The sequence below is a fragment of the Streptomyces sp. NPDC058674 genome (assembly GCF_042716505.1).
GTDB lineage: Bacteria > Actinomycetota > Actinomycetes > Streptomycetales > Streptomycetaceae > Streptomyces.
Genome location: NZ_JBHXSC010000022.1, coordinates 56,586 through 80,742 on the forward strand (window position 1 = coordinate 56,586; position 24,157 = coordinate 80,742).

Sequence of the window (24,157 nt, forward strand, 5' to 3'; positions counted from 1 at the left end):
CGCGAACCGATGTCCGCTCGACGTGGAGGTGAAACGCCGTGGCACTCTCGATCTCGGCCGTGGTGCTGCTGGCGATCGTCGTCTTCCTGCTGGTCCGCAAGTCGGGCCTGAAAGCGGGACATGCGGTGGTCTGCGTGCTGCTCGGCTTCTACCTGGCGAGTTCCACCATCGCCCCGACCCTCAATCAGCTCACGTCGAACGTGGCGAGCATGATCAGTGGGCTCAAGTTCTGAGGCGCCTCGTACGCTAGCGCCATGAACGGTCTTCCCGCCCGTCGTCTGCTGCTCGTGCACGCGCACCCGGACGACGAGTCGATCAACAACGGCGTCACCATGGCCAAGTACGCGGCCGAGGGTGCCCACGTCACCCTGGTGACCTGCACCCTCGGTGAGGAGGGCGAGGTCATCCCGCCCGGTCTCGCCCACCTGGCGGCCGACCGCGACGACACGCTCGGCCCGCACCGCGTCGGCGAACTCGCCGCCGCCATGGCGGAACTGGGCGTCACCGACCACCGGTTCCTCGGCGGCGCGGGCCGCTTCCGGGACTCCGGGATGATGGGCGCGCCGCAGAACGACCGGCCGGGAGCCTTCTGGTCCACCGAGGTCGACGAGGCCGCGGCGCACCTCGTCGCGGTCGTCCGCGAGGTCCGCCCGCAGGTGCTGGTCACCTACGACCCGGACGGCGGGTACGGCCACCCCGACCACATCCAGGCCCACCGCGTCGCCATGCGCGGCGCGGAACTGGCCGCGGACCCCGCCTACCGCCCCGACCTCGGCGAACCGCACCGGATCGCGAAGGTCTACTGGAACCGCGTCCCGCTCTCGGTGGTCGGGGAGGGCTTCGCCCGGCTGCGCGCGGCCGGCGCGGCGGTCCCCTTCCCCGGGACGGCCTCGCCGCAGGACGTGCCGGGGGTCGTCGACGACGGGCGGATCACCGCCGAGATCGGCGCCGACGGGGAGAAGGGCGCCGAGGGCGGGTGCAGCGGCGGGGAGGAGGCCCTCGCGGCGGCCAAGGCCGCCGCCATGCGGGCCCACGCCACCCAGATCGCCGTGGACGGCCCCTTCTTCGCCCTCTCCAACGACCTGGCGCAGCCGCTGTTCGTCCGCGAGTACTACGAACTCGCGGCGGGCGAACCGGGCGTCCCGGCCGGCGAGCGCGAGCGCGACCTCTTCGCGGGGGTGGACGCGTGAGCGGGAGCGGGAAGCCGACCCCCGGCCGGATCGCCGCCTGCCTGGGGCTGTTGGCGGCGGGCGTGCTGACCGCCGCGGCCGGCTGGCTGGTCGTCGGCCTGTGGTTCCCCGGCGGGCTGGTCCTCGCCCTGCTGGCCGTCTTCGGGCTGTTCCTCGGCGGGCGGATCGCGTTGGGGACGGGACTCGGGGTGGGGGGCGCCGCGGCCGGCTGGTTCCTCGCGTACGTGATCCTCGGCATCCCGCGCCCCGAGGGGGACTTCCTGTTGAGTTCGTCCGGAATCGGCATGTACGCCTACCTTTTGGGCGGAACGGTGCTGGCTGTGATGTGTGCCACGATGCGCGGCCCGCTGGACCGGCCGGTTCCGGCCGCTCCGTCCGCCAAGTGACGTGGTGGCGGACCCCGTCGGGGGACCGGCCCGCAGGCAGGGCGGGGGGTCGCCGGGGTCGCCCGACGAGGTGGAGCGGGGGCTGTGAGGAACCCCTGATTCCAGGCGGTCAGTTGCTTACGGGCGGCGGCCAGTATGGTGGACGGGCCGCCGAGCTGCCCGCGCACGGTATGACGGGCGGCGGAGCCAACCGGGAGAACCTGCCTTGAGTCGTGAAACTGACAGTCCGTCCTCCGGCCCCCAGGGGCACGGTGGAGCCGCCTACCCCTCGGGTGCGCCGCCGTATGGAACCGGCCGGTATCCGTCCACGACTGCGCCGTCCGGGCCCGGCGAGCCGAACGCCCCGGAGGAGAACTCTGTGACCTCGAAGCCGTCCACGCCCGATTCCGACGGGCCCAAGACCGAGACCACCCTGACGACCCGGGTACGGATCAACATCCCCGGTTCGCGGCCGATCCCGCCGGTGGTCGTGCGCAAGCCGATGGGAGGCTCCGCCGAGGGGCAGCCCGCCGCGCCGGCGCAGACGCCGCCCCCCGCGCCGTCCTCCGCGCAGCCGGCGCCCGGGCCGGGGGCCAAGCCGCCCCTGCCGACCCGCATCGAGGCCGCGCCCGAGCCGCCCCCCGCCGAGGGCGGGGAGCCGGTCGGTAACTGGTTCGCCCCGCGGAAGTCCGCCGGGGGCGCCCCGGCGTCCGCCGCGCAGCCCGGCGCGCAGGCCGCCCCGCTGCCCGGGCCCGCGCAGGGCCGGCCGCAGGGGCAGCCGCAACAGCAGCCCCAGTCCCGGGCCCCGCTTCCGGGGCGCACCCCGACGCCGCCGGGCGCGGACTTCCCGCCGCCGCGCTCCACGGGCGCGCCCGTATCGGGTTACAGCCCGGACTACGCCCAGCCCGCGGGCCCCGTCGGCCCCCGGCCCGGCGGCCCCGGAGCCGGGGCGCCCCAGGGCTACGCCGGGTACCCGGGCGACCCGGTCGACGCGGGACCCGTCACCGAGGCGTTCCCCGCCTACGGAGCGCCGGCCGACCGCGGCCCCGCCGGACCCACGGGCGGCCCCGGCTACGGGACCGGTCCCGTAGCCGGCCCCGGCCCGCTCGGCGGCCCGGGCGGCGCGGCCCCCTTCGGCGGCCCCGGTGCCGAGGGCGGCGCACCCCCCTTCGGCGGCTCCGGCCCGCTCGGCGGCCCGGGCGCTCCCGGCGGCCCCGGTGCTCCCGGCGGCGCGGCCCCCTTCGGCGGCCCCGGTGCTCCGGGCGCTCCCGGCGGCGCGGGACCCGGCTGGCCCGGTCCCGGGCTGGACGGCCCGGCTCCGTCCCCGGCCCCTGCCCCGGCGCGGACGCAGGCCGCCGCACCGGCGGCCCCCCGACCCGCGCCCGCCCAGCAGAAGCCCACCGCGAAGCCCGCCGCGAAGTCCGCCAAGAAGGGCCGCTCCAAGCTGGTCCTCCTCGGCGTCGGCGTCATCGGCGTCCTCGGAGTGGCCTACGGCGCCGGGCTGCTCCTGAACCACTCCGACGTCCCCAAGGGGACCACCGTCCTCAACGTCGACATCAGCGGCAGCCGCGACGAGGCCGTGGCCAAGCTCCAGACGGCCTTCGGCGCGCGCGCCACCGCCCCGCTCCAGCTGACCGTCGGCGGCAAGCAGGTCGAGCTCAAGCCCGAGAAGGCCGGCCTGACCCTGGACAGCCAGACCACCGTCCGCAACGCGGCCGGGAGCGACTACAACCCCGTCACCGTCATCGGCTCCCTCCTCGGCCAGGAGCGGGTGGCCGAGCCCGTCATCCCCGTCGACGAGGAGAAGCTCCAGGTCGCGCTCCAGGAGCTCGCGGGCACGACCGGCTCGGCGACCGAGGGCACCATCAAGTTCGACACGGGCAAGGCCGTGGCCGTCCCCGGCACGCCCGGCACCGCGCTCGACGCGGACGCCTCGGCCGCCCAGGTCGTCAAGGCCTTCCGCGACCTGGTGGCCACCGGCAAGGCCCCCGCCGTCGAACTGCCGGTCACCGCCAAGGCCCCGGTCATCGACCAGGCCGAACTGGACCGCGCCATGAAGGAGTTCGCCGAGCCCGCGATGTCGGCCAACGCCGTCGTCAAGGCCGGCGGGAAGTCCATCCCCTTCGGCAGCAAGTCCCTGCCCCGCATCCTCAGCATGCAGCCGGTGGACGGCCACCTGGTCCCGAAGTTCGACCTGGACGCCCTCAAGGAGACCTACGGGAACAGCTTCGACGGGGTCCTGATCACCCGGGGCACCGGTGCCAAGACGCCGGTCACCCCGCAGGACGTCGCCGGCGCGCTCGGCCAGGCCCTGCGCGGCAAGACCCCGGCCGAGCGGACCGCGGTCATCGACACCAACGCCGGTTAGGCACCCGCAGCACCCGCCGCACCCCCGCGGCACGGCGCCCCCGCCCGGACCCCGGGCGGGGGCGCCGTCGCGTCGTCCGGTTCTCCGGGACGGTCAGTTCAGGAGGGCGCGGGCCGCCGTGGCCTCCGCGCGGATGCGGCCCGCCGCCGACGTGTCGATCGCGTCCACCACCACGGCGTACGACTCCAACTCCGCGGCCCCCTCCTGGAAGGAGCCCCGCTCCACCAGCAGCCGCGCCCGCTCGTACCGCAGCGACGCCGGGTGCGACGGCATCAGCAGCGCCAGGTCCAGCGCCCACAGCGCCACCCCGGAGTGCTCCGGCCGCGAGGACGCCCACGCCCGGATGTTGTTCAGGACCCGCAGCACGATGTCCCGGGTACGCGCCGGCGTCCGCGGCCCGGACGCCAGCTCCGCGGGCCCGGTCCCCAGCGACGCGCCGCCCGCGAAGGGGTCCACCACCACGCCCTCCTCCGGGTCCCCGAAGCCCACCACGAAGTGCCCCGGCAGCCCCAGCCCGTACACGGGGGCCCCCGCCCGCCGCGCGACCTCCAGCCACACCACCGACAACAGGATCGGCAGCCCCCGCCGCCTCCTCAGCACCTCGTGCAGCAGCGAGGACGACAGCCGGTCGTAGTCCGCCGGCGTCCCGTGGAAGCCCAGCCGGCCGCCCAGCAGGTCCGTGACCGCGGACGCCCACGCCCGCCCGCCCCGCAGCCCGTACGGCAGCATCCCGGCCAGCCGGTCCAGCTCGATCTGCGCCCAGTCCATGGCGCGTTCGTCCAGGTCGGGATCGGCCTCCGCCGCCAGCAGCAGGCACAGCAGGGCCAGGTCCGGCCGCTCCGACCGGGCCTCGGCCGCGAACTGCTCCCGCGACTCCCGGCTCACCGCGCGACCCGGTAGTGGTGGTAGCTGTGGTGCAGGGCGAAACCCAGCCCGTCGTACAGCGCCCGCGCCCGCGCATTGTCCCGCTCCACCTGGAGCCACGCCGCCGACGCGCCCTCTTCCAGTGCCCGCCGCGCCAGCGCCGCCATCACCGCCGTCGCCAGACCCTGCCGCCGGTGCGCGGGATCGACCGTCACGGCCGCGAAGCCGGCCCACCGCCCGTCCACCACGCACCGCCCGACGGCCCGGCCCCCGGGGAGCGCGGCGAACCACACCGACGGACCCGCGACAAGCACCCGCCGGGCCACGTCCGGGTCGTCGACCCTCCCGTAGCGCCGCAGCCAGTCCTCGTCCGGGGCGCGGGTCAGCCGTACGTCCGCGGCGGCCGGAGCGTCCACGTCGCCCACCGGGGCCAGCGCCCCGATCCGCACCTGCGCCGACACCTCGGGCGCCCAGCCCAGCCGCTCCAGCTCCGCGCAGAGCAGCTCCTGGGTCCCGGCGGCGCCCGTCGCGGCCTGTACGCGGGCCGGGAGCCCCCGCCGCGCGTACCAGTCGCTCACCCGGCCGAGTGCATCCTCCAGCGGCATCCCGGGGTCGCCCAGCGCCAGCGCGGAGTTGGCCCGCCGGGTGAATCCGCCGGCCGCCCGCAGCGTCCACCCGCCCAGCGGCTCGCTCTCCAGCGGCTGCCAGGCGCGCGCCGTGATCCGCGCGAGCTCCTCGAAGGAGGCCGCGGGACCCCGCCGCCGGGCCGGCGCGGCCGGGACGACCTTGCCCGCCACCAGCGCCGATTCCGCGATGCGGACGGACCTGCCGTCCTTCTGTGTGATCACGAGCGCACCCTCGTTCCAGGATGTGAGAACCCCCAGGGCGTCCGTGAAACCGGGTGATCCGCCCGGCCCCGCCTCCACCCGTCGTACAGAGACTCGTTTACCCACGTCAGCCGGGGTGATACGGACCTCCAGCAGTCCGCCGGCAGTGATTTCCACAGCTCTGTCCGCCCCTCCTGTTCGGATCGTGCCCGGGAACGGAGATACTAGGTGCGGGCATCGACGACGCCGCGCTCCCGCGCGATATGGACAGCCCTACCGAGGAGGAACGAGAGCGTGACCTACGTCATCGCGGAGCCTTGTGTCGACGTCAAGGACAAGGCATGCATCGAAGAGTGCCCGGTCGACTGCATCTACGAGGGCCAGCGGTCCTTGTACATCCACCCGGACGAGTGCGTCGACTGCGGCGCGTGTGAGCCGGTCTGCCCGGTCGAGGCCATCTTCTACGAGGACGACACTCCGGAAGAGTGGAAGGACTACTACAAGGCGAACGTCGAGTTCTTCGACGAGCTCGGTTCGCCCGGCGGTGCCTCCAAGCTCGGCCTGATCGAGCGCGACCACCCCTTCGTGGCGGCGCTCCCCGCCGGTATCAACGGCGAGCACTGACCTTTCACGGCAGAAGCGCCCCTCGGTCCCGTACGGCCTGCCCGCCGCACGGGACCGAGGCGTTTTGCGCCCCCCACTCAGAGAGAGAGCAGAGACCACCGTGGCCGCAGTATCCGACCGTCTTCCCGTCTTCCCCTGGGACAAGCTGGAGCCGTACAAGGCCACGGCGGCGGCCCACGCGGACGGCATCGTCGACCTGTCGATCGGCACGCCCGTGGACCCGGTGCCCGAGCTGATCCAGCGGGCCCTGGCCGCAGCCGCCGACTCCCCGGGCTACCCCACGGTGTGGGGCACGGTCGCGCTGCGCGACGCGATCACGGGCTGGGTGCGCGGACGGCTCGGTGCGAGCGGCGTCGGCCACCGCAACGTCCTGCCGGTCGTCGGCTCCAAGGAACTGGTGGCGTGGCTGCCGACCCAGCTGGGCCTGGGCGCCGGCGACAAGGTCGCGTACCCGCGGCTCGCCTACCCCACGTACGAGGTCGGCGCGCGGCTGTGCGGCGCCGAGCCGGTGGTGTACGACGACCCGACGGAGCTGGACCCGGCCGGCGTGCGGCTGCTGTGGCTCAACTCCCCGTCCAACCCCACCGGGAAGGTCCTCGCCAAGGAGGAGCTGATCCGGATCGTGGCCTGGGCGCGCGAGCACGGGATCCTGGTCTTCAGCGACGAGTGCTACCTGGAGCTGGGCTGGGAGGCCGAGCCGGTCTCCGTCCTCCACGACGAGGTGTGCGGCGGCTCCTACGAGGGCGTCGTCGCCGTCCACTCCCTGTCCAAGCGGTCCAACCTGGCCGGCTACCGGGCGGCCTTCGCCGCCGGCGACGCCGCGGTCCTCGGCGAGCTGCTGCAGATCCGCAAGCACGGCGGGATGATGACCCCCGCCCCCGTGCAGGCGGCCACCGTCGCGGCCCTGGGTGACGACGCGCACGTGGCCGAGCAGCGCGGGCGCTACGCGGCCCGCCGCGCGGCGCTGCGCACGGCCCTGGAGGCGCACGGCTTCCGCGTCGAGCACAGCGAGGCCAGCCTCTACCTGTGGGTGACCCGGGACGAGCCCTGCTGGGACACGGTCGCCCACCTCGCGGAGCTCGGCATCCTGGTGGCCCCGGGCGACACCTACGGCGAGGCGGGCGCGCGGTTCGTACGGGTCGCCTTCACCGCCACCGACGAGCGCGTCGAGGCGGCGGTCAAGCGCCTCGCCTGACCGGTCCGCGCGGTGCCGGAACAGCCCGAAGGGGCCGGGAGTTCGTGCTCCCGGCCCCTTCGGCGTCCGTACGGTGGTGGTCAGCCGCCGAGCGGAAGGCCACCGAGGGGCAGGCCCCCGGTCGGCAGCGCACCGGTCGGCAGGCCCCCGGCGGGCAGGCCGCCGAGCATCTGGCCGGCGGTGCCCGCCAGGTCGGCCGCGGGGCCCGCGGCCGGGACGGCCTCGGTGGCGGCGCCCGTCACGCCGGCGGCGGCGTCCGTCGCCGTGTCGGTGGCGGCCGTGGCGCCGGCGGTGTCCGGGGCGGTGAGCGCGCCCAGCTGAGGCAGCTGCGGCACGGACTCCAGGCCCGCGGCGCTGGCCGCGCCGGCCGCACCGACCACGGGCGCTGTCCCGGCTGCGAGGAGCAGCGCGGCACGGGCGATCCGGCGGGTCAGGGGGAGGGACATGATGCTCCTAAGCGGTAGCGGCTGAGTACGCCGTGTACAACCGCTCCGGGGGCGGGTGGAGTTGCGGAGGCGCCGGGTAAAGGATCGGTAACGCATCGTTTTATCGGCTTCCGCGACAAGCGCATCGGACCCGCGCCCACCAGGGGTTCTGCCCTGCGGGGCCGCCTGGGGCGCGCCCCGCGGGAACCCCCGTTCGGGTGACGTCTCGCACGCGCGGACGGCTCCCCGGAGCGCCCCGCGGCCCGTACGCCGGACGGCGTTCCGTACGACCCGGGCCCTGGGGCGTTCCCCGCGGTCCGGCGGCGCGTCGGCGGGCCCGGCCGCCACGGCCGTCCCCGTCAGCGGACGAAGATGCGGATCTCGTCGTCGGAGGCGCTGCGCGCATCCCCGCCCCCGGACGTGCCGCCGTCGCCCGTCCGCCGCCACGCGCCGCCGTCCCGGCCGCCGGTCCAGGCGCTGCCCGCGTACGAGACGCGGGCTATCCCCAGCTCCTTGGACCGGGCCACCGCCCAGTGCGCCATCGCACGGGCGCGCCGCTCCCCGCCCGGACCGCCGTCCCGCGCGACCCGAAGGCCGACCTCCTCCGGTCCGGCCGCGCCCGCACCGGACCGGCCCGCCCGGACGCCGTCGCCCAGGGCCTGCTCACCGAAGGCCCGCACCAGCTCCGCCCGCAGCCTCGCCGGGTCGCCCGCCGCGGGGGCCGGTCCCGAGCAGGTCAGCGTGCCGGCCCCGCCGAGGGCCGCCGTCAGCACCGTCGCGTCCGGCTCGTGCTTCGCGTACGCCTGCGGGAAGCCGCTGCGCTGGACCTTCTGCGCGGCCACCGTGAGCGGCAGCCGGGAGTACCCGGGGACCTCGGCGAGGTGGTCGTAGAAGATCCCGGCCGAGTAGACCGGGTCCCTGATCTGGTCCGGGGTGCCCCAACCCTGCGAGGGCCGCTGCTGGAACAGGCCCAGCGAGTCGCGGTCGCCGTGGTCGAGGTTGCGCAGCGCCGACTCCTGCATGGCGGTCGCCAGCGCGATGGTCACGGCCCGGTCGGGCAGGCCCTTGGAGATCCCGACCGCCGCTATCGTCGCGGCGTTCCCCGCCTGTTCCGGGGACATGTCGTACGTCTCCGGGTCCGCCCCGGCCGCGGCGGCGGTGCAGTACGGCGCCCCGCCCCCGGTGGAGTCCCGCTGCACGGCGAAGTACCCGATCACCGCGAACAGGACGAGGAAACCGAGGGCCACGCGCAGCGGCCTGCGGCGGCGGGGGTTGGAACGTCGGGTCTCGGACACGCGGCCCACCGTACTTGAGGCGCATGACGGTCCACCGGCCGGACGACGGGGCCCGTGCGGGGCCAGGGGCATTAGGGTCGGGTCCATGTCCGAATCCGAGCTGGACCTCACCCTGGACGCCGCCGAGCTGACCGCCCGGCTCGTCGACATCCCGTCCGTGAGCGGCGACGAGAAGGTGCTCGCCGACCTCGTGGAAGACGCGCTGCGCGCCCTGCCGCACCTCACGGTGGACCGCTTCGGCAACAACGTCGTCGCCCGCACCCGCCTCGGCCGCCCCGAGCGCGTCGTCCTCGCGGGCCACCTCGACACCGTGCCGATCGCCGACAACGTGCCCTCCCGCCTCGACGAGAACGGCGTCCTGTGGGGCTGCGGCACGACCGACATGAAGTCCGGCGTCGCCGTGCAGCTGCGCATCGCCGCGACCGTGCCCGAGCCCAACCGGGACCTCACCTTCGTCTTCTACGACCAGGAGGAGGTCGCCTCCGACCTCAACGGCCTGGGCAAGATCGCCGAGGCCCACCCGGACTGGCTCACCGGCGACTTCGCCGTCCTGCTGGAGCCCTCCGACGCCGAGGTCGAGGGCGGCTGCCAGGGCACCCTGCGGGTGCTGCTCCGCACCGCCGGCGAGCGCGCCCACTCCGCCCGCAGCTGGATGGGCTCCAACGCCGTCCACGCCGCCGGGCCGATCCTGGCGAAGCTGGCCGCGTACGAGCCCCGCAAGCCCGTCATCGACGGCCTGGAGTACCACGAGGGGCTCAACGCGGTCCGCATCGAGGGCGGGGTCGCCAACAACGTCATCCCCGACGCGTGCACGGTAACGGTCAACTTCCGCTACGCCCCCGACCGCAGCGAGGCCGAGGCCGTCGCCCACGTCCGCGAGGTCTTCGCGGACTGCGACATCGCCGAGTTCGTGATCGACGACTCCTCCGGCGGCGCCCTCCCCGGCCTCGGCCACCCGGCCGCGGCGGCCTTCATGGAGGCGGTCGGCGGCCGCGCCATGCCGAAGTTCGGCTGGACGGACGTCTCCCGCTTCAGCGCGCTGGGCGTCCCGGCGGTCAACTACGGCCCGGGCGACGCCCTGTTGGCCCACAAGGTGGACGAGCGGGTGGAGACGAAGGCCATCCTCCACTGCGAGGAACGACTCCGTACCTGGCTGACCTCCTGAATTCCGCTTGTCGTCACCTTCCTGCGCCTACCCTGATCCAACGATCAGCAGGAGGGAGCACATCATGGGCAACCACGGCAACTCCGACAGGTCCTCTCGTCGTCGGCCCGAGGAGCAGCAGCTCGGACCGGTGCTGAGGAGGCGGAGCCAGGTCCAGGCGGGCAGTACGACGGACCAGCGGCTGCTGGACTCGGCCGGGCCCTCCGAGTGGGTGCACACCGATCCCTGGCGGGTCCTGCGCATCCAGTCGGAGTTCATCGAGGGGTTCGGCACCCTCGCCGAGCTGCCGCCCGCCATCAGCGTGTTCGGCTCGGCCCGGACCCCGGCGGACTCGCCGGAGTACGAGGCGGGCGTGCGCATCGGGCGCGCCCTCGTAGACGCCGGCTTCGCCGTCATCACCGGCGGCGGCCCCGGCGCCATGGAGGCGGCCAACAAGGGTGCCCGCGAGGGCAACGGCATCTCGGTCGGCCTGGGCATCGAGCTGCCGTTCGAGCAGGGGCTCAACGAGCACGTCGACCTCGGCCTGAACTTCCGCTACTTCTTCGTCCGCAAGACGATGTTCGTGAAGTACAGCCAGGGCTTCGTCGTCCTGCCGGGCGGCCTCGGCACGCTCGACGAGATGTTCGAGGCGCTGACGCTGGTGCAGACGCAGAAGATCACCCGCTTCCCGATCGTGCTGTTCGGCACGGAGTACTGGAGCGGATTGATCGACTGGCTGAAGAACACGGTGATCGCGCAGGGCAAGGCGTCCGAGAAGGACCTCTACCTCTTCCACGTCACGGACGACGTGGACGAGGCCATCGCCCTGGTGACGAAGGAAGTCGGGAAGTAGGACCCGGACCCGCGGCCGAGGCCGGGGCCGGCTCCCGCCGGCTCAGGCCAGCCCGCGGCGGGCGACCGCCGGGGGCCGGTGGCCCCGGATGGACGCCACCATGTCCAGGACCTGGCGGGTCTCCGCGACCTCGTGGACCCGGTAGACCTGCGCGCCCAGCCAGGCCGAGACGGCCGTCGTGGCCAGGGTGCCCAGCAGGCGCTCCTTGACCGGCCTGTCGAGGGTCTCTCCGACGAAGTCCTTGTTGGACAGGGAGACCAGCACCGGCCACCCCGTGTCGGCCATCTCCGGCAGCCGGCGGGTGGCCTCCAGGGAGTGGCGGGTGTTCTTCCCGAAGTCGTGGCCCGGGTCGATCATGATCGATTCGCGCGGGACCCCGAGCGCCGCGGCCCGCTCCGCCAGGCCCACGGTGACGCGCAGGATGTCCTCCATCACGTCCTCGTACGCGATCCGGTGCGGGCGGGTGCGCGGCCGCACGCCGCCCGCGTGGGTGCAGACGAGGCCCGCGCCGTGGCGCGCGGCGACCTCCGCCAGCTTGGGGTCCACCCCGCCCCACGCGTCGTTCAGCACGTCCGCCCCGGCCTCGCAGGCGGCCTCGCCGACCTCGTGGCGCCAGGTGTCCACGCTGATCACCACGTCCGGGTGGCGGCGGCGGACCTCGGCGACGAAGCCGACCGTGCGCCGGGCTTCCTCGTCCGCGTCCACGTACGCGCCCGGACCCGCCTTGACCCCGCCGATGTCGATGATCGCGGCGCCCTCGGCCACCGCCTGCTCCACCCGGTCCAGCGCCGGCTCGTCGCGGAACGTCGCGCCCTGGTCGTAGAAGGAGTCCGGCGTCCGGTTCACGATGGCCATGATCACCGGCTCGTGGGTGTCGAACTCGCGCCTGCCCAGTCGCAGCATCCTGCTCTTTCCTCCTTCGGCGGCCCTTGCGCCTCGCCTGCGACCTTAACCTGGTGGCCGGAGTCTCTCAGGGGAGTTGATCGTGTTCTTCTTCTTGATGATCGCGCTGGTCGTGGTCGTGGCAGCGGTCACCCTCGCGGTGGTCGGCGGCGGCTCGGAGGCCGTCCTGCCGGAAGCGGAGCCGGACCGGGTGGCCGACGGGCTGCCGGAGACCCGGCCCGTCGTACGGGCGGACATCGACGCCCTGCGGCTGCCCGTCGCACCGCGCGGGTACCGGATGGCCGAGGTGGACGACGTACTGGAGCGGCTGGCCGCGGAGCTCGCCGAACGGGACGCGCGGATCGCCCAGCTGACGGCCGCGCACGGGCCGGCCGCGCACGGGTCCGCCGCGCACGACTCCGCCGTACACGACTCCGCCGTACACGGGTCCGCCGCGCCCGGCTCCGCCGCCGACCGGGTCGACCTCACCAAGGACGACGTGCGATGAGCGGCGCGCTGGCGGGCCCCGACGGCCTGCTGCGCTGCCCGTGGGGGCTCTCCACGCCCGACTACGTGGCGTACCACGACGCGGAGTGGGGCCGTCCGGTCCACGGCGACGACGCCCTGTACGAGCGGCTCTGCCTGGAGGCCTTCCAGTCGGGGCTGTCCTGGCTGACGATCCTGCGGCGACGGGAGGGCTTCCGCACGGCCTTCGCCTCGTTCGAGATCGCGAAGGTGGCCGCATTCGGTCCCGCGGACGCGGAGCGGCTGCTCGCCGACGAGGGGATCATCCGCAACCGGGCCAAGATCGAGGCCACCCTCGCCAACGCGAAGGTCCTGGCCGGATGGGAGCCGGGCGAGCTCGACGCCCTCGTCTGGTCGTACGCCCCCGAGGAGCCGGGCCCCGCACCGCGCACGCCCGGCGAGGTCCCGGCGGTGACCCCGGAGTCCACGGCGCTGGCCAAGGCCCTGAAGAAGGCCGGCATCCGCTTCGTCGGCCCCACGACCGCCTACGCGCTGATGCAGGCGTGCGGCCTGGTCGACGACCACCTGGCCGACTGCGCCTCCCGCGGGGCCTGAGCCCGGCGGGAGACGGCGGGCGGCGGGGCGCTCAGCGGCCCAGGTAGCGCGGCGGCTGCTTCGCGAGGAAGGCCTGGACGGCGATGGAGTGGTCCTCGGAGGCCCCCGCACGGGTCTGGAGGGTGTCCTCGTGCTCCAGCGCCTGCGCGAGCGAGTGGGAGGCGCCGTAGGCCAGGGACTCCTTCAGCGCCGCGTACGCGACCGTCGGGCCGGCGGCCAGCGTGCGGGCCAGGGCCGCGGCCTCGGCGTGCAGGGACTCCGCGGGCACCAGGCGGTTGGCGATGCCGAGGTCGAAGGCCTCCTGGGCGCGCACCGAGCGCGGGAAGAGCAGCAGGTCGCTCGCGCGGGACGCGCCGATCAGGCGGGGGAGGGTCCAGGAGACCCCCGAGTCGGCCGTCAGGGCCACCCCGGCGAACGAGGTGTTGAAGGAGGCGGTGTCGGCCACGACCCGGAAGTCCGCCGCCAGCGCGAACCCGAAGCCCGCTCCGGCCGCGACGCCGTTCACCCCGGCGACCACCGGCTTCGGCATCTCGGTCAGCGCCCGGACGATGGGGTTGTAGTGCTCGGCGACGGTGCTCATGGTGAGCGAGGAACCGCTCTCGCGGTCCGCGGCCAGGGTGCCGATGTGCTCCTTGAGGTCCTGGCCGACGCAGAAGGCGCGGTCGCCGGCCGCCGTCAGCAGGACGGCGCGCACCGCGGTGTCCCCGGCCGCCGCCCGGACCGCGTCGCGCAGGGCGACCTTGGCCTCGGTGTTCATGGCGTTCATCGCGTCCGGACGGTTGATCGTGATGGTCGCGAGTCCGTCGGTCACTTCGTAGAGCACGCTGTCGGCCATGGCAGGGGGTCCCCCTTCGTCGCGGGCTTGGCTACCGGCCGGTACCGGCCGGTGCAAGGGCCAGCATGGCGGACCCGGGCGGGCGCCGACATGTGATGTGCGTCAAAGAAAGCCGGGGCCGTTCCCCGGGGGCAGCGGCGAAGTATCGCAGGCGGGTCCCCGAAATGAGTGGTTTTGGTCGAGCGAGTTGCCCAACCGTTCACAGCCGATGTTGGTCATCGGGTCCTGACATGCGGGATAATGGCCAAGAAGCAATGTGTTCGATGCCGGGTACTAGGCGCCTGAACGGGGCCGTCGGCTGACGATGAGCTGGTTTCAGGAAGGGGAACGAGCATGGCGGCCATGAAGCCGCGGACGGGCGACGGCCCGCTCGAGGTCACCAAGGAGGGGCGGGGCATCGTCATGCGCGTACCGCTCGAAGGCGGTGGTCGGCTTGTCGTCGAGCTGACCCCCGACGAAGCGGACGCCCTGGGTGACGCCCTGAAGAAGGTCGTCGGCTGAACCGTCGGCACCCTCTGCGTTCTCCGTACTGCCCCGGCCGCGAACGAGCGGCCGGGGCAGTGCTGTGCCGGGAGCGCTGCGGGGGGAGCCGGGCCGGGAAGTGGAGCGGAGAGCCGACGGGTCCGGACCGTGCCCGCGCCCGGCCGGGCGCGGGCTCAGCGCCGCACGGCGCACAGCAGGCCGTCGCCCACCGGGAGCAGGGCGGCCTCCAGTGCGGGGCTCTCGCGGACGGTGCGCAGCAGCTCGCGGACGCGCAGCACCTCCACGGGCTGCGCCGCGGAGTCGACCGTACGGCCGTCGGAGAAGACCCCCTCGAAGCAGACGAGCCCGCCCGGGCGCAGCAGCCGCAACGATTCGGCGAGGTAGTCGAGGGACTCGGTGGGGTCCCCGTCGCAGAAGACCAGGTCGTACCCGCCGTCCGCGAGGCGGGGCAGGACGTCCAGGGCGCGGCCGGGGATGAAGCGGGCGCGGTTGCCCGCGAAGCCCGCGGCGCGGAAGGCCTGGCGGGCGAAGGCCTGCCGGTCCGGCTCGGGATCGACCGTGGTCAGCACCCCGTCGGGGCGCATCCCGTAGAGCAGGTGGATGCCCGAGACGCCGGTGCCGGTGCCGATCTCGGCCACCGCCTTGGCGTCCGCGGTGGCGGCGAGCAGGCGCAGCGCGGCCCCGGTGCCGGGGGAGACGGAGCGCAGGCCCGCTTCCCTGGACCGGTCACGGGCCCATCGCAGAGCGTCGTCTTCGGCGACAAACGCGTCGGCGAACGCCCAGCTCGTCTGCCGGTTGCCGGTAATGACCCTCTCCTGTCCCCATAGTTGGCGCAACGGTGACTGTATCCGCTGACGTCGGGAACCCGCAGATGGGACCGGGCGTTGTGAAGGGTGGAGAGCGGATCAGAAGGGACGGCGCCGGGCAGATCGGCGGTGGACCGGCTCTCCGGACCGCTCCGGGACTCCCGCCCCGGGCAAAGTTACTGCAAAAACGCTTATACAAAGCTGACGGAGGGGGTGGCTATGGTAGGGACTCCACTGGACACCACCAGAGCCGACAGGGGAGGTGCGGCTGAACCTGTGGATCGTGGCGGCGTGTTCAGACGCCTCTTCTGGTCGGCGGGTGAGCCGAAATCCGTGACCGACACTGCTGACCGCTTCCACACCGCCGACACCGCAGCCACCGCGACCTTCGCCGCCGATGCGGGCTCGCAGGCGTGGACCCCTCCTTCGTGGGAGGAGATCGTCAGCACGCACAGCGCCCGGGTCTACCGGCTCGCGTACCGCCTGACGGGCAACCAGCACGATGCCGAGGACCTGACCCAAGAGGTCTTCGTCCGCGTCTTCCGTTCGCTGTCCACGTACACGCCCGGCACCTTCGAGGGCTGGCTGCACCGGATCACCACCAACCTCTTCCTGGACATGGTCCGCCGCAAGCAGCGCATCCGCTTCGACGCCCTGGGCGACGACGCCGCCGAGCGGCTGCCGAGCCGGGAGCCCTCCCCGCAGCAGGTGCTGCACGACACGCACTTCGACGCGGACGTCCAGCAGGCGCTGGACACCCTCGCCCCCGAGTTCCGCGCGGCCGTGGTGCTGTGCGACATCGAGGGCCTGTCGTACGAGGAGATCGCCGCCACCCTCGGCGTGAAGCTCGGCACCGTCCGCAGCCGCATCCACCGAGGCCGTTCGCACCTGCGCAAGGCCCTCAAGCACCGGTCCCCCCAGGCCCGCGCGGAGCAGCGCGCGCTGGCGGGAGCGGCGGTGGGCGCACCCGTCGCCGGAGGAGAGGGCGGAGCCGAGTGAGCGGATCCAGTCCGTCCCCCGCCGAACAGCACCTGGGCGACCGCCTCGCCGCCCTCGTGGACGGGGAGCTGAAGCACGATGCCCGTGACCGGGTCCTGGCCCACTTGGCCACGTGTGCCAAGTGCAAGGCCGAGGCCGACGCGCAGCGCCGTCTGAAGACCATGTTCGTGGAGAGCGCACCGCCCCCGCTGTCCGCCGGGCTGCTGGCACGGCTGCAGGGGCTGCCGGGTGTCGGTCCCGAGGGGTCGTCCGGTCCCGTGGGCCAGACGAATCCGCCGGGCGCCGATCCCTTCGCCTCGTTCGCCTACGGCCTGCCCTCCGCCCCCCGGGCAGCGCAGCAGGGGTTCCCCATCCACGAGGTGGGCCGCCCGCGCCGCCGCCTGGCCTTCGTCGCGGCCGGAGCCGTGTCGCTGGCCGCGCTCGCGCTCGGCGGGTCGCTGCCGCTGGAGGCCCTGGAGCCGAACGCCCGCGGCGAGTCCCCGGCGTCGCCCGCCACACGGCCCGGACCGGCCGTCTCGGTGGCCGACGCGGTCGTCCGCGACCGCATGCCTACGCCCGCGGCCGTCCCCGGCCCCTCGCTCCTGGCGTCGGTGCCGACCCCGCTCCCGCCGCTCAACCCCTCCCCGCACACCTCGGCGCGGCCGGTTTCCCTGCTGCGCTGATCCGGGACCCGGCCGAAGGCGCGCCGGGACCTGGTTGAATCAGCGGGACATGCGCAGAGGCACGCGGGGAGCGCCCATGTCCGACAGGCAGCACACCGAACCGGCACCGAAGTGGTGGAGCCGGCCCGAGGGCACGGCGGACGCCCGCCGTGCAGGGGTTCCCTCCCCGCGGCCCGGAGACGGGAGGGCGGCGGACGGCGCACCCGCGACGGACGCGGACGGCGTGCCCGAGGCGGCCGGCGACCCGGCCGCGGCAACCGGCTCCCGCGCCGACGCCGCCACCGACTCCCACATCGCAACCGACTCCCCCCCCGACACGTACGTGCCCCGGTACGACCCCTGGGGCGACCACCAGGCGCTCCACGTGGTCGACCGGGGCCGGGAGCGCCCCGGAGTCCGGCTGTGGCAGCTGGTGGCCTTCGGCGCGGCGGTCGCCCTGCTCGCCGGCGGCGTCGGCGGGTACCTCGGCGTGCTCGCCGAGCGCCGCAGCAGCACCCGGCTGGAACTGCCCCAGGCGGCCGTCGCGGACCGGGACCGCGCGCCCGGCAGCGTGGCCGGGATCGCGGCCGCCGCACTGCCCGGCGTGGTGACCCTGCACGTGCGCGGCGCGGCGGGCGGCGGGACGGGTACCGGCTTCGTGCTCGACGCGCAGGGGCACATCCTGACCAACCACCACGTCGTCTCGGATGCCAAGGAGATGACGGTCACCTTCAGCACCGGCGAGAGCGTCGGAGCCGAGCTGGTGGGCCGCGACTCCGGGTACGACCTGGCGGTGGTGAAGGTCAGCGGGGTCCGCGGACTCCGTCCGCTCAGCCTCGGGAACTCCGAGAACGTCGAGGTCGGCGATCCGGTGGTGGCCATCGGCGCGCCCTTCGACCTCTCCAACACCGTGACCGCCGGCATCATCAGCGCCACCGGCCGCCCGGTCACCGCGGGCGGCGACAGGGGCAGCGACGTCAGCTACGTCGACGCGCTGCAGACCGACGCCCCGATCAACCCGGGGAACTCCGGCGGCCCCCTCCTCGACGGCCGGGGCCACGTCGTGGGGATCAACAGCGCGATCCGGGGCGCGGACAAGGACGATCCCGAGCGGCAGGGGGGCTCCATCGGCCTGGGGTTCGCCATCCCGATCAACCAGGGCAAGCGCGTCGCCGAGGAGCTCATCCGCACCGGCCGTGCCACCCACCCCGTCATCGGGGTCACCCTCGACATGCAGTACACGGGCGACGGAGCCCGGGTCGGGGACAAGGGCGCGGACGGCAGGCCCGCCGTGGCCGCCGACGGCCCGGCGGCCCGTGCCGGGATGCGTCCCGGGGACGTGATCACCAGGGTGGACGGCCGGCGCGTACGGGGTGGCGACGAGCTGATCATCAAGGTCAGGGCCCTGCGCCCGGGCGATTCGCTCACCCTCACCGTGCTCCGCGACGGCCGGGAGCGCACGCTGGAGGTGGTCCTCGGTTCGGCGACGGGCTCGTGATCTGCGGATGACGTCCGGGTGAAACCGGCATCGAGGCGGTACGCAGGTATGGGCTCGCGGAGAACGCCGGGTACCGTGTGTCCGGGCCCGAAGTGAAGAGAGCCGAGGAGCGGCAAGGTGTTCAACGACATAGGCGCACTCGAACTCGTCACGATCGTGGTGCTCGCCATCCTCATCTTCGGCCCGGACAAGCTGCCCAAGGTCATCCAGGACGTCACGGGCATCATCCGTAAGATCCGCTCCTTCTCGGACAGTGCGAAGCAGGACATCCGCTCCGAACTGGGCCCCGAATTCAAGGACTTCGAGTTCGAGGACCTGAATCCGAAGACCTTCATCCGCAAGCAGCTCGGCGAGAACGAGGACCTCAAGGAGATCCGCAGCAGCTTCGACCTCCGCAAGGAGCTGAACGACGTCACCGACGCCGTCAACAGCAAGGAGACCGATGCCGCCGCGGCCCCGCGCGCCACGCCCGCGGGCACCGGTCCGGACCTGCTGAAGAAGCCCGCCGCCCCGGCCGCCGAGCAGCCCGCGCGCTTCGACGCCGACGCCACCTGACCCGCCGCCTGCCGGGCTATCGGCACTCCTGTGGCTATCCTCGTCTGCTGGACCCAGGACGCCCCCGGGGAGGGGGTCCCCCCAGCGCAGCGAGGGGGAGGGCCGCTGAGGGACCCGACGGAACGAGAGGCCGCCCGATGGAGACGACGAGCAGCAGCCGGGTGGGGGCGCCCGCCGAGGCACTTGCCGAGGCACCCGCCCAGGACGAGCAGGACCCGCAGGCAGCACCCGCACAGCCGCAGGACGCCACCGCTCCCGTCCCGGCGGCCCGCCGGACCGCAGAGGGGTTCCTCGCGGCGGACTTCCCCTGGTACGGGCTGGACGGGGCCTTCACCGGCCGCCGCTGGCTCATGCAGGTCGGCACGGCCGCGGACGGCACCGTGGAGCACGGCTCCACCGGCCACGGCGACGAGCCCTCCGCCCGCGGGGAGCTCGCCACGGGCGAGAAGGAGCGGTTCGCGGTGGTCGTCACCGTCGCGAGCAACCCGCTGCGCCGCAGCGCCGACGGCACCGGCGTCCTGGAGGCCACCTCGGTCGCCTCGGCGGCCTGGCTGGCCGGCTCCGGGCTGCTGGCCTACAGCTGGCCCGGCCAGATGGACCACTCCCTGCGCAGCGACTGGCTCGACCAGCAGACCGAGGCCGCGTGGCAGCTCGCGGACGACCTGGACGGCGAGGACTGGTCGACCCTGTCCCTGCCGGTGGACGGGGAGCCCACGACCTTCCACTACCGCGAATCGGAGTTCGGCTGGGTGCTGGCCGGCTCCACCGGCAGCGGAGTGCACCTGGGCGCGTACGGGCGGGGCATGAGCGCGTACGGGCTCGGCTTCTGCGCGATCGCGGACCTCGCCACGTACGAGTAGGCGCGCGGGCGGCGCGGCGCGCGGCAGGCCCCGACACGGCGGGGACGCGCAGAGCGGCCCGGACACACGCCGAAGGCGCCGCGGGAGCTCCCGCGGCGCCTTCGGCGTGTGCGGCGTGTGCGGGCCGGGGCCCGCCGGCCTCAGAACTTGTTGCGGGGGGTGATGCCCAGGGACATGCCCGACAGGCCGCGGGCGCGGCCGCCCAGCTTGCCCGCGATCGCCCGCAGGGCCGCGCCGGCCGGGGACTCCGGGTCGGACAGGACGACGGGCGTGCCGTCGTCGCCGCCCTCGCGCAGCCGCACGTCGATCGGGATCGAGCCCAGCACGGGCACCGAGGCGCCGACCGTCTTGGTCAGCCCGTCGGCGACCTTCTGACCGCCGCCCGAGCCGAAGACGTCCACCATCTCGTCGCAGTGCGGGCACGGCAGGCCCGACATGTTCTCGACGACGCCCACGATCTTCTGGTGGGTCTGCACGGCGATCGAGCCGGCCCGCTCGGCGACCTCGGCCGCGGCCTGCTGCGGGGTGGTGACCACGAGGATCTCGGCGTTCGGCACCAGCTGGGCCACCGAGATCGCGATGTCGCCGGTCCCCGGGGGCAGGTCCAGCAGCAGCACGTCCAGGTCGCCCCAGAAGACGTCGGCCAGGAACTGCTGGAGGGCCCGGTGGAGCATCGGACCGCGCCACACCACCGGCGCGTTGCCCGGGGTGAACATGCCGATCGAGATGACCTTCACGCCGTGCGCCGACGGCGGCATGATCATGTTCTCGACCTGGGTCGGGCGGCCCTCGACGCCCAGCATGCGCGGCACGCTGTGGCCGTAGATGTCCGCGTCGACCACGCCGACCTTCAGCCCGTCGGCCGCCATCGCCGCGGCCAGGTTGACCGTGACCGAGGACTTGCCGACGCCGCCCTTGCCGGACGCGACCGCGTACACGCGGGTCAGCGATCCCGGCTTGGCGAAGGGGACCTCCCGCTCGGCGGTGCCGCCGCGCAGCGTGGCCGCCAGGTCCTTGCGCTGCTCGTCGCTCATCACGTCGAGGGTGACGGTGACGGAGGTGACGCCCGCGACCCGCTCCACGGCCTCGGTGACGTTCTTCGTGATGGTCTCCCGCATCGGGCAGCCCGACACCGTGAGGTACACGGTGACCGCGACCGCGCCGCCGTCGCCGATCTCCACCGATTTCACCATGCCGAGCTCGGTGATCGGCCGGTGGATCTCGGGGTCGTTCACCGTCGCCAGCGCGTCCAGGATCGCGTCCTGGTCAGGCACGGCGGCGGCGTCGGCGGAGCTTGTGTCGGTAGCCATGCACCGATGGTACGGCTCGGTGGCACGGCTCGGGAAAGCTCGTCAGCGGTCGCCTTCGTCACGTTCGGCCGGGAACAGCCGCCGCTCGTCCATCTCCTTGATCAGGTCCTGGAACTCCGAGCGGATCCAGTCGCGCGTGGCGACTTCGCCCAGGCCCATCCGCAGGGCCGCGATCTCCCTCGTCAGGTATTCCGTGTCGGCGATGGACCGCTCGTTCTGCTTGCGGTCCTGCTCCAGGTTCACCCGGTCGCGGTCGTCCTGCCGGTTCTGCGCGAGCAGGATCAACGGCGCGGCGTAGGAGGCCTGGAGCGACAGCATCAGCGTCAGGAAGATGAAGGGGTACTGGTCGAAGCGCAGGGCGTCCGGCGCGAAGATGTTCCACAGCACCCAGACGACCACGACCAGGGTCATCCAGACGATGAACCGGCCCGTGCCGAGGAAGCGGGCCACGCGCTCCGACAGCCGCCCGAAGGCCTCCGGGTCGTACTCGGGCAGCAGCGACCGGCGCGGCGCCCGCGGCTGGTCCAGGCGCGGGCGCTGCCGGGTCAGGGCGCTCGCACCCGCCCCGGAGGCCGCCTTCGTCCGCTCCGCGCGCTCGGCCCGTTCGGCCCGCTCCGCACGGTCGGCCCGGTCGCGGACCCGGTCCGCGGCGTCCTCCAGCCGGTCCGACAGCCCGTGGTCGCGCCCGCGGGCCCTCGCCTGTTCGCGCCGTTCCCGGATCTGCTCCCGGCGCCGCTCGCGCGACTGTTCGCCGCGCCCCCGCTCAGTGGCCACCGAAGGCCTCCTCGGATTGGAAGTCCGTCTCCCGCCAGTCGTCCGGCAGCAGGTGGTCCAGCACGTCGTCCACCGTCACGGCGCCCAGCAGCGAACCGCTCTCGTCGACCACCGGCACGGCCACCATGTTGTACGCGGCCAGGTAGCTCGTCACCACCGGCAGCGAGGCGTCCGGGCGGAGCGGCGGCAGGCCCGTGTCCACGATGGAGCTGACCAGCGTGAAGGGCGGGTCCCGCAGCAGCCGCTGGAAGTGGACCGTGCCCAGGTACTTGCCCGTCGGCGTCTCGTCCGGCGGCCGGCACACGTACACCTGCGCCGCCAGCGCCGGCGACAGGTCCGCCTGCCGTACGCGGGCCAGCGCGTCGGCGACCGTCGCGTCCGGCCGCAGCACGATCGGCTCGGTGGTCATCAGGCCGCCCGCGGTGCGCTCCTCGTAGGACATCAGGCGCCGCACGTCGGCCGCGTCGTCGGGCCGCATCAGCGTCAGCAGCCGCTCCTTGTCGTCCTCCGGCAGCTCGGAGAGGAGGTCGGCGGCGTCGTCGGGGTCCATCGCCTCCAGGACGTCGGCCGCGCGCTCCTCCTTCAGCTTGCCGAGGATCTCCACCTGCTCGTCCTCGGGCAGCTCCTCCATGACGTCCGCGAGCCGGTCGTCGTCGAGGGCGCTGGCGACCTCGGCGCGGCGCTTCGGCGACAGGTGGTGCAGGACGTTCGCCACGTCGGCCGGGCGCATCTGCTCGAAGGTGGCGACCAGGTTCTCGGCGCCCTGCCCGTTCTCCTCCAGCGAGAAGCCCGTCACCGCCGACCACTCCACGGTCAGGGTCTCGCCGCGCCGGCGCAGCGCCCCCGCCTTGCCCTTCCGTACGAAGATCTTGTCGATCTCCCAGTCCCGGCGGGCCGGGAGCTGCTGGATGGCCACGTCCAGGACGGTGACCTCCTCGTCGTCCGCGACCAGGCGCACCCGCCGGTCCAGCAGCTCGCCCAGGACCAGCCGCTCGGTGGGGCGCTGCTCGAAGCGCCGCATGTTGACGACACCGGTCGTGATCACCTGCCCGGACTCCACGCCGGTGACCCGGGTCATCGGCAGGAAGATCCGCCGCCGGCTGACCACCTCGACCACCAGGCCCAGCAGCCGCGGGGGACGGCCGCCGACGCGCAGCATCGCCACGAGGTCGCGCACCCGGCCGACCTGGTCGCCGTTGGGGTCGAAGACGGGCACACCCGACAGATGCGAGACGAAGATCCGCGGGGCGCCTGCAGCCATCCGAGCGCCTCCTAGTGCGTCCACCAACAGTCCTGCCGCCCCTCAGGCTAGCCCGTGCCCCGGGAAAGCGTCCTGGTGGGGCGGTCCGGCCGGGGACCCCGGGGGGTCGGCGGCCGTGAGACCGGGGCGGGTACGCTGCCTGCTGGCCGCTGACGACCGACGAGAGGCACTCGCCCGTGACCGCCTACTTCCCCGCCGCGCGACTGCGCCGGGCGGCCCTCATCGGTGCGCTGTGCGCGGGTCTCGCCGTCACCGGTACGGGCTGCGGGGAGGACCCGGACGAGGGCACGAACGGCGTCGGCAAGCTCTCCGCGGAGAAGATCGAGGCCAAGGCGAAGGCGGCCGCGACCGAGGCGGAGTCGGTGCACCTGTCCGGCACTCTGGTCAGCGGCGGCAAGACCTTCACCCTCGACATGCGGCTGAAGTCCGACGGCGGTTCCGGCGAGGTGAAGTCGCACGACGACACCTTCCAGCTGCTGCGCGTGGGCGAGCAGTTGTACCTGAAGGCGAGCGCCTCCTTCTGGGGCCAGTCCGACTCGGCCGGCAAGCTCGGCGACAAGTACGTGAAGGTGCCCGAGAACGACCCGGCGTACAAGCAGTTCCGCGGTTTCACCGACATGGACGTCCTGCTGGACGGGCTGCTGGGCCTGGACGGCAAGCTGGCCAAGGGCGCCTACACCAAGGTCGGCCACACCCGGGTCGTCCAGGTCACGGCGGACCAGGGCAGGGGCGGCAAGCTCTCGGTGTCCCTGGAGGGCACCCCGTACCCGCTGGTGATGGAGCGTGCGGGCGGTGCGGGCCGGGTGGAGCTCGCCGAGTGGGGCCAGGCGTTCCCGCTCGCCCCGCCGGCCGAGGACCAGACCGTGGACTACGGGGCCCAGCTGCCGACCACCAAGGACCAGGGCGGCGCCGGCGGCGCACCGGCCCCGTCCAGGAGCGCGGGCTCCGGCAGCGGCACCGGCTCCGGCTCCGGCAAGGGCTCCGACCCCTCCACCCCCTGAGTCGGGCCCGGGAACCCCCGGG

Annotated in this window: 27 protein-coding genes; 17 read left to right on the forward strand and 10 right to left on the reverse strand. The window is 74.0% G+C overall.

Annotation, left to right across the window (positions count from 1 at the left end; all coding sequences use genetic code 11):
• Window positions 1-38: 38 nt before the first annotated feature.
• The 4 genes from ACFWU6_RS14285 to ACFWU6_RS14300 all read left to right on the forward strand — a co-directional run bounded on the left by ACFWU6_RS14285 (window position 39) and on the right by ACFWU6_RS14300 (window position 3,923).
• Window positions 39-233: a hypothetical protein gene (locus tag ACFWU6_RS14285; protein WP_069921796.1), complete on the forward strand. Its 195-nt coding sequence runs from the start codon at window positions 39-41 to the stop codon at window positions 231-233.
• A 21-nt stretch (window positions 234-254) separates the two neighbouring features.
• Window positions 255-1,190, forward strand: coding sequence for an N-acetyl-1-D-myo-inositol-2-amino-2-deoxy-alpha-D-glucopyranoside deacetylase (gene mshB, locus ACFWU6_RS14290; protein WP_383798110.1), 936 nt, complete (start codon window positions 255-257; stop codon window positions 1,188-1,190).
• Window positions 1,187-1,576, forward strand: coding sequence for a DUF6113 family protein (locus ACFWU6_RS14295; RefSeq protein WP_383798107.1), 390 nt, complete (start codon window positions 1,187-1,189; stop codon window positions 1,574-1,576). Before mshB ends, ACFWU6_RS14295 begins: the two co-directional genes overlap by 4 nt.
• A 358-nt stretch (window positions 1,577-1,934) precedes the next feature.
• The gene (locus ACFWU6_RS14300) at window positions 1,935-3,923 is read left to right on the forward strand and encodes a peptidoglycan binding domain-containing protein (RefSeq protein WP_383981039.1); all 1,989 of its coding nucleotides are present in this window, start codon (window positions 1,935-1,937) and stop codon (window positions 3,921-3,923) included.
• A gap of 93 nt (window positions 3,924-4,016) precedes the next feature.
• Here the strand turns inward: ACFWU6_RS14300 and ACFWU6_RS14305 are convergent, their stop codons facing one another.
• Entirely contained in the window at window positions 4,017-4,808 is a 792-nt protein-coding gene (locus ACFWU6_RS14305; protein ID WP_383798101.1) for a tetratricopeptide repeat protein, read from the reverse strand.
• Complete coding sequence (locus ACFWU6_RS14310; RefSeq protein ID WP_383981041.1) at window positions 4,805-5,791, reverse strand: GNAT family N-acetyltransferase; 987 nt, start codon at window positions 5,789-5,791, stop codon at window positions 4,805-4,807. The genes ACFWU6_RS14305 and ACFWU6_RS14310 overlap by 4 nt, the downstream gene beginning before the upstream one ends.
• A gap of 117 nt (window positions 5,792-5,908) precedes the next feature.
• On the opposite strand from ACFWU6_RS14310, the gene fdxA reads away from it, so the two are divergent.
• On the forward strand, window positions 5,909-6,238 hold the full coding sequence (gene fdxA, locus ACFWU6_RS14315) for a ferredoxin (protein ID WP_030011906.1): 330 nt from the start codon (window positions 5,909-5,911) through the stop codon (window positions 6,236-6,238).
• Window positions 6,239-6,338: 100 nt separating this feature from the next.
• Window positions 6,339-7,433 (forward strand): succinyldiaminopimelate transaminase, encoded by a 1,095-nt coding sequence (gene dapC, locus ACFWU6_RS14320; RefSeq protein WP_383798094.1) that lies wholly within the window; start codon window positions 6,339-6,341, stop codon window positions 7,431-7,433.
• Window positions 7,434-7,513: 80 nt separating this feature from the next.
• On the opposite strand, the gene ACFWU6_RS14325 is transcribed toward dapC, so the two are convergent.
• Complete coding sequence (locus ACFWU6_RS14325) at window positions 7,514-7,879, reverse strand: ATP-binding protein (RefSeq protein ID WP_383798091.1); 366 nt, start codon at window positions 7,877-7,879, stop codon at window positions 7,514-7,516.
• A gap of 338 nt (window positions 7,880-8,217) precedes the next feature.
• Window positions 8,218-9,162, reverse strand: a complete 945-nt coding sequence (locus tag ACFWU6_RS14330) for a hypothetical protein (RefSeq protein ID WP_383798088.1) — start codon at window positions 9,160-9,162, stop codon at window positions 8,218-8,220.
• Between the two features lie 76 nt (window positions 9,163-9,238).
• On the opposite strand from ACFWU6_RS14330, the gene dapE reads away from it, so the two are divergent.
• A complete protein-coding gene (dapE, locus tag ACFWU6_RS14335; RefSeq protein WP_383981042.1) occupies window positions 9,239-10,318 on the forward strand; it encodes a succinyl-diaminopimelate desuccinylase in 1,080 nt (359 codons plus the stop codon).
• A gap of 64 nt (window positions 10,319-10,382) precedes the next feature.
• Window positions 10,383-11,150: a TIGR00730 family Rossman fold protein gene (locus ACFWU6_RS14340; protein WP_383798083.1), complete on the forward strand. Its 768-nt coding sequence runs from the start codon at window positions 10,383-10,385 to the stop codon at window positions 11,148-11,150.
• Between the two features lie 42 nt (window positions 11,151-11,192).
• On the opposite strand, the gene folP is transcribed toward ACFWU6_RS14340, so the two are convergent.
• Window positions 11,193-12,053, reverse strand: a complete 861-nt coding sequence (gene folP, locus ACFWU6_RS14345; RefSeq protein WP_383798079.1) for a dihydropteroate synthase — start codon at window positions 12,051-12,053, stop codon at window positions 11,193-11,195.
• 76 nt (window positions 12,054-12,129) lie between these two features.
• On the opposite strand from folP, the gene ACFWU6_RS14350 reads away from it, so the two are divergent.
• The gene (locus ACFWU6_RS14350) at window positions 12,130-12,540 is read left to right on the forward strand and encodes a DivIVA domain-containing protein (protein WP_383981044.1); all 411 of its coding nucleotides are present in this window, start codon (window positions 12,130-12,132) and stop codon (window positions 12,538-12,540) included.
• The gene (locus ACFWU6_RS14355; RefSeq protein WP_383798073.1) at window positions 12,537-13,112 is read left to right on the forward strand and encodes a DNA-3-methyladenine glycosylase I; all 576 of its coding nucleotides are present in this window, start codon (window positions 12,537-12,539) and stop codon (window positions 13,110-13,112) included. The genes ACFWU6_RS14350 and ACFWU6_RS14355 overlap by 4 nt, the downstream gene beginning before the upstream one ends.
• Before the next feature lie 31 nt (window positions 13,113-13,143).
• Here the strand turns inward: ACFWU6_RS14355 and ACFWU6_RS14360 are convergent, their stop codons facing one another.
• Window positions 13,144-13,947 carry an enoyl-CoA hydratase/isomerase family protein gene (locus ACFWU6_RS14360; RefSeq protein ID WP_383798070.1) on the reverse strand — a complete coding sequence of 268 codons (804 nt, stop codon included), beginning with the start codon at window positions 13,945-13,947 and terminating at the stop codon, window positions 13,144-13,146.
• 333 nt (window positions 13,948-14,280) lie between these two features.
• On the opposite strand from ACFWU6_RS14360, the gene ACFWU6_RS14365 reads away from it, so the two are divergent.
• Window positions 14,281-14,448: a DUF3117 domain-containing protein gene (locus tag ACFWU6_RS14365; protein ID WP_003966491.1), complete on the forward strand. Its 168-nt coding sequence runs from the start codon at window positions 14,281-14,283 to the stop codon at window positions 14,446-14,448.
• A gap of 155 nt (window positions 14,449-14,603) precedes the next feature.
• Here ACFWU6_RS14365 and ACFWU6_RS14370 read toward each other — a convergent pair whose 3' ends face one another.
• Window positions 14,604-15,266 carry an O-methyltransferase gene (locus ACFWU6_RS14370; protein ID WP_383798067.1) on the reverse strand — a complete coding sequence of 221 codons (663 nt, stop codon included), beginning with the start codon at window positions 15,264-15,266 and terminating at the stop codon, window positions 14,604-14,606.
• Between the two features lie 189 nt (window positions 15,267-15,455).
• Between ACFWU6_RS14370 and sigE the strand changes: the two genes are divergently transcribed.
• From sigE to ACFWU6_RS14395, 5 genes are all read left to right on the forward strand, one after another.
• On the forward strand, window positions 15,456-16,235 hold the full coding sequence (gene sigE, locus ACFWU6_RS14375; protein WP_383798064.1) for an RNA polymerase sigma factor SigE: 780 nt from the start codon (window positions 15,456-15,458) through the stop codon (window positions 16,233-16,235).
• Window positions 16,232-16,897 (forward strand): zf-HC2 domain-containing protein, encoded by a 666-nt coding sequence (locus ACFWU6_RS14380; RefSeq protein WP_383798061.1) that lies wholly within the window; start codon window positions 16,232-16,234, stop codon window positions 16,895-16,897. The genes sigE and ACFWU6_RS14380 overlap by 4 nt, the downstream gene beginning before the upstream one ends.
• A 76-nt stretch (window positions 16,898-16,973) precedes the next feature.
• Window positions 16,974-18,374 (forward strand): S1C family serine protease, encoded by a 1,401-nt coding sequence (locus ACFWU6_RS14385; RefSeq protein ID WP_383981046.1) that lies wholly within the window; start codon window positions 16,974-16,976, stop codon window positions 18,372-18,374.
• A gap of 117 nt (window positions 18,375-18,491) precedes the next feature.
• Complete coding sequence (locus ACFWU6_RS14390; RefSeq protein ID WP_383798055.1) at window positions 18,492-18,929, forward strand: sec-independent translocase; 438 nt, start codon at window positions 18,492-18,494, stop codon at window positions 18,927-18,929.
• Window positions 18,930-19,066: 137 nt separating this feature from the next.
• Window positions 19,067-19,789 (forward strand): hypothetical protein, encoded by a 723-nt coding sequence (locus ACFWU6_RS14395; protein ID WP_383981048.1) that lies wholly within the window; start codon window positions 19,067-19,069, stop codon window positions 19,787-19,789.
• Between the two features lie 140 nt (window positions 19,790-19,929).
• Here the strand turns inward: ACFWU6_RS14395 and ACFWU6_RS14400 are convergent, their stop codons facing one another.
• The 3 genes from ACFWU6_RS14400 to ACFWU6_RS14410 form a co-directional block, all read right to left on the reverse strand.
• On the reverse strand, window positions 19,930-21,099 hold the full coding sequence (locus ACFWU6_RS14400) for an Mrp/NBP35 family ATP-binding protein (protein WP_383981050.1): 1,170 nt from the start codon (window positions 21,097-21,099) through the stop codon (window positions 19,930-19,932).
• Window positions 21,100-21,141: 42 nt separating this feature from the next.
• Window positions 21,142-21,648 carry a DUF1003 domain-containing protein gene (locus ACFWU6_RS14405; RefSeq protein WP_383798241.1) on the reverse strand — a complete coding sequence of 169 codons (507 nt, stop codon included), beginning with the start codon at window positions 21,646-21,648 and terminating at the stop codon, window positions 21,142-21,144.
• Window positions 21,649-21,862: 214 nt separating this feature from the next.
• Window positions 21,863-23,134 carry a magnesium transporter MgtE N-terminal domain-containing protein gene (locus ACFWU6_RS14410; protein WP_383798046.1) on the reverse strand — a complete coding sequence of 424 codons (1,272 nt, stop codon included), beginning with the start codon at window positions 23,132-23,134 and terminating at the stop codon, window positions 21,863-21,865.
• 176 nt (window positions 23,135-23,310) lie between these two features.
• Between ACFWU6_RS14410 and ACFWU6_RS14415 the strand changes: the two genes are divergently transcribed.
• Complete coding sequence (locus ACFWU6_RS14415; protein ID WP_383798043.1) at window positions 23,311-24,135, forward strand: hypothetical protein; 825 nt, start codon at window positions 23,311-23,313, stop codon at window positions 24,133-24,135.
• Window positions 24,136-24,157 lie beyond the last annotated feature (22 nt).

What these genes read in the sequence shown, in the direction of transcription:
- mshB (WP_383798110.1), top strand. Translation starts at nt 255, where the DNA reads ATGAACGGTCTTCCCGCCCGTCGTCTGCTGCTCGTGCACGCGCACCCG.
- ACFWU6_RS14325 (WP_383798091.1), bottom strand. Translation starts at nt 7,879, where the DNA reads ATGTCCCTCCCCCTGACCCGCCGGATCGCCCGTGCCGCGCTGCTCCTC.
- dapE (WP_383981042.1), top strand. Translation starts at nt 9,239, where the DNA reads ATGTCCGAATCCGAGCTGGACCTCACCCTGGACGCCGCCGAGCTGACC.
- ACFWU6_RS14340 (WP_383798083.1), top strand. Translation starts at nt 10,383, where the DNA reads ATGGGCAACCACGGCAACTCCGACAGGTCCTCTCGTCGTCGGCCCGAG.
- folP (WP_383798079.1), bottom strand. Translation starts at nt 12,053, where the DNA reads ATGCTGCGACTGGGCAGGCGCGAGTTCGACACCCACGAGCCGGTGATC.
- ACFWU6_RS14355 (WP_383798073.1), top strand. Translation starts at nt 12,537, where the DNA reads ATGAGCGGCGCGCTGGCGGGCCCCGACGGCCTGCTGCGCTGCCCGTGG.
- ACFWU6_RS14360 (WP_383798070.1), bottom strand. Translation starts at nt 13,947, where the DNA reads ATGGCCGACAGCGTGCTCTACGAAGTGACCGACGGACTCGCGACCATC.
- ACFWU6_RS14365 (WP_003966491.1), top strand. Translation starts at nt 14,281, where the DNA reads ATGGCGGCCATGAAGCCGCGGACGGGCGACGGCCCGCTCGAGGTCACC.
- sigE (WP_383798064.1), top strand. Translation starts at nt 15,456, where the DNA reads ATGGTAGGGACTCCACTGGACACCACCAGAGCCGACAGGGGAGGTGCG.
- ACFWU6_RS14385 (WP_383981046.1), top strand. Translation starts at nt 16,974, where the DNA reads ATGTCCGACAGGCAGCACACCGAACCGGCACCGAAGTGGTGGAGCCGG.
- ACFWU6_RS14395 (WP_383981048.1), top strand. Translation starts at nt 19,067, where the DNA reads ATGGAGACGACGAGCAGCAGCCGGGTGGGGGCGCCCGCCGAGGCACTT.
- ACFWU6_RS14400 (WP_383981050.1), bottom strand. Translation starts at nt 21,099, where the DNA reads ATGGCTACCGACACAAGCTCCGCCGACGCCGCCGCCGTGCCTGACCAG.
- ACFWU6_RS14410 (WP_383798046.1), bottom strand. Translation starts at nt 23,134, where the DNA reads ATGGCTGCAGGCGCCCCGCGGATCTTCGTCTCGCATCTGTCGGGTGTG.